This is a genomic window from Allobosea sp. CER48, assembly GCF_044752385.1.
Taxonomy (GTDB): Bacteria; Pseudomonadota; Alphaproteobacteria; order Rhizobiales; family Beijerinckiaceae; genus Allobosea.
Genome location: NZ_JBIWYK010000591.1, coordinates 1 through 1,615 on the forward strand (window position 1 = coordinate 1; position 1,615 = coordinate 1,615).

Here is a 1,615-nt window from a genome sequence, read left to right on the forward strand (position 1 = left end):
GCTATGGCCGGTCGCGGCGGCGAAGACGACGTCGCCGTCGAGCGGAGCGTGAGCCGGGCGCAAGGCGCGCGAGAAGCCGTCATGCGCGGCGAGCGCGAGGCGCCGGGCCTGGGCCTTGGTCAGCGCCGCGTCGGTCGCCACCAGGGCGATGGTCGTATTCTGGCCCGGTCCGCCCTTGAAGCGCAGCCCGAGATCATTCGGCCCGATCGATGGGGGCCAGCCGAGGCCGCCGAATTCCTTGCCGTCTTCATAGGGCGCTGCCCAGAAGTGGGGACCATAGCCGATCGTTGCCGTGCCGACGGCGTTGACGGCGACGAGGGCACCGACGATCTGCCCGGTCGCAGCACGGGCACTGGCCGAGCCGATGCCGCCCTTGAGGTTGGCCGTGGTCGCGCCAAAGCCGGCTCCGGCTGTTCCGAGCGCGAAGTCCATTCCGGCTCCTTCCGCCGCGCGCCGGCCCAGTTCGCGATAGGGTGTCTCGCCTTCGCCACGGGCCCAGGGCTTGTCGCCGCCATTGGCGAGATCGAACAGGATGGCCTGCGGAACGATCGGCACTCGCGCCGCGCCGACCGGGAAGCCGCGGCCTTCCCGGGCCAACCAGCCCATGACGCCGTCGGCCGCGCCGAGGCCCCAGGCCGATCCGCCGGAGAGCACGATCGCGTCGACATGCTCGACCGTCATTTCGGGGAGCAGCAGGGCGGTGTCGCGCGTCCCGGGGGCGCCGCCGAGCACGGCCGCCGAGGCGACCGTCGGGCGTTCGAAGATCGCCGCGGTCACGCCCGTGGCTGCCATCGCATCATCCGCCTGGCCGACGAGGATGCCGCGGACGTCGGTTATGAGATTGCGCATGCGAAAACCCGATGGCGAACCGAATCGCGCCGTCCGCGTTCCCGTCACATTACGATCTTTTCATCTTGGAGCCATTGCCGGGTCAGGGATCGGGGGGCAGGCTGACCCTATCGCCAATCGGCTTCGAGACCCGCTGAGCGACACACTGGACTGCCTCAAGGGAGATTCCCATGAAATCCATCGCACTCATTGCCGCCTCGTCGATCGCGATGCTGGCCGGCACGCTGGCCTTCGCGCAGCCGCAGCCGGTGCCGCCGGCGGGAGCGGATCAGAAGCAGGAACGCACGGAAGGCCGCGAGCAGCGACGCCAGGAGTGGCGCGAGCGCCAGGCCGAGCGCGCCAAGGCGCGCCTCGACGAGCGTCTGGCGAAGGTGCGGGCGGATCTCAAGCTCAAGCCCGAGCAGACCGCCCTGTTCGACAAGGTCGAGGCCCTCGTCAAGCAGCGTAGCGAGCAGCGCGCCCAGCAATGGGCGACGATGCGGGAAGAGCGCGAGAAGCTGCGCCACGCCGATCTGATGGAGCGTCTCGATGCGGCCGCCAGCCGCGCGAACATGAGGGCGATGCGCTCCAAGGAACTGGCGGATGCGGTTCGCCCGCTCTGGGCCACGCTCAGCGACGAGCAGAAGACGGTGCTGCGCCGCTCGGTCCGTGAGGCGATGGCGGAAGGCCGCGAGCGTTTCCGCGAGATGCGGGCCTGGCGCGGCGGGTGGCACCAGGATCAGGACGACCATGGAGAGCGGCGCTGGCGCGGCCGCGACGACCGGCG

General features: G+C 70.5%; 2 protein-coding genes. One reads left to right on the forward strand and one right to left on the reverse strand.

Going from position 1 to position 1,615, the window contains the following annotated elements:
• On the reverse strand, window positions 1–849 hold an 849-nt coding region (locus ACIPIA_RS15805; protein WP_400510930.1), incomplete at its 3' end, for a P1 family peptidase.
• Between the two features lie 170 nt (window positions 850–1,019).
• Here ACIPIA_RS15805 and ACIPIA_RS15810 point away from each other — a divergent pair.
• Window positions 1,020–1,615: Spy/CpxP family protein refolding chaperone (locus ACIPIA_RS15810; RefSeq protein WP_400510931.1), on the forward strand; the 596-nt coding region annotated here is incomplete at its 3' end.